Genomic DNA, 1501 nt, shown 5'->3' with positions numbered 1-1501 from the left:
TAAGGAGAAGGTTGTAGATACATTTGTGGAAGAATATCGCAATGGATGTACACCAAACCCATGTATAATGTGTAATAAGTTTTTGAAATTTGATGCATTATTGAATAAGGCAAAAGCTATGGAAGTTGATTATATTGCTACCGGTCATTATGCAAGAATTGGATATAATAGTACTACAGGAAGATATGAATTAAAAAAATCCGCAACGAGTCAAAAGGACCAAACGTATGTGCTGTATAATTTTACACAAGAGCAATTATCAAGGACGCTTATGCCTAATGGAGAGTACACTAAGGAAGAGATAAGAAAGATAGCAAAAGATTTGGGATTATTGGTAGCGGATAAACCGGATAGTCAGGAGATATGTTTTATACCAGATAATGATTACAGAAAATTTATAGAGGATTATACGGGGAAGAGTAACCCAGTAGGAGATTTTGTAGATACCAACGGAAGAGTGCTAGGAAAGCATAAGGGTATTACAAATTACACTATAGGTCAAAGAAAAGGATTAGGGATTACGTTTGGCAAGCCAATGTTTGTTGTAGATATAGATGCAAAAAATAATAGAGTAGTGTTAGGAGAAGAAGAAAAGGTATTTAGTAAAGGATTGACGGCAAGGGATGTGAATTTTATATCCATAGAAAGTTTACGCGAGCCGTATAGAGTTACAGCTAAGATAAGATCTACGGCTTTGGAGGCAGCTACAGTTATCTATCCATTAGAGGATGGACGGGTTATAGCTAAGTTTGATGAAAAGCAAAGAGCAATTACTAGAGGACAAGCGGTTGTGTTTTATGATGGAGATGTTGTGGTTGGTGGAGGAATAATAGAGAGTGGTAGAATTTAATAGAGAGGGAAATTATATATGGTAAAAGGTATGTTAAAAATTTTTTGCGTATTGATAGGAGTTCTGGTAGCTTTTATCAGCTTAATAAGAGGTTTTGTGTTTTTTTATCCTAGCATAGGAAAGATCCCAAATAAAGAAAGAAGAGAAAAGTATGCGAAAAAAAGTAATTTATATTATGAAGATAAATTTCATAATATAGAGGATACGATAGTTAAGGAACCTAAGTATGGCTTAAATAAATCACATGAGATTGTGCCCACAAAAAAAATTCCTATATGCAATATAAAAAAGTTTCCCAAACCGCAAAGGAATAAAGTTACTATTACATGGCTAGGGCACTCCAGTATTATGATACAGATGGATAAGAAGAATATATTAATAGACCCAGTTTTGACTAAGTATGCTTCTCCATTTGGTTTTATTGGAGTAAAGAGGTTTAACGAATCACCTATAAAACTGGAGGATGTGCCAATAATAGATGTGTTGTTAATTTCTCATGATCATTATGATCATTTAGACTATAAAACAATAAAGAAAATAGATAACAAAGTTAAAAAGTACGTGGTACCATTGGGAATAGAGAGTTATCTAGAAGGGTGGGGAGTCGATGGCGAAAAGATAACCATATTGAATTGGTGGGAAGATGAAAAG

At 33.9% G+C, this 1501-nt stretch carries 2 protein-coding genes; both read left to right on the top strand.

Going from position 1 to position 1501, the window contains the following annotated elements; translation table 11 throughout:
- A partial coding sequence (gene mnmA, locus J6Y29_01595) for a tRNA 2-thiouridine(34) synthase MnmA (GenBank protein MBP5426585.1) occupies positions 1-850 on the top strand: 850 nt, incomplete at its 5' end.
- Positions 851-868: 18 nt separating this feature from the next.
- Positions 869-1501, top strand: a 633-nt coding sequence (locus J6Y29_01590) for an MBL fold metallo-hydrolase (protein MBP5426584.1), incomplete at its 3' end; no start/stop codon positions are given.

It is taken from the genome of Clostridiales bacterium (genome assembly GCA_017961515.1).
GTDB lineage: Bacteria > Bacillota > Clostridia > Acetivibrionales > RGIG10202 > RGIG10202.
This window is presented reverse-complemented; position numbering and strand designations above follow the sequence as displayed.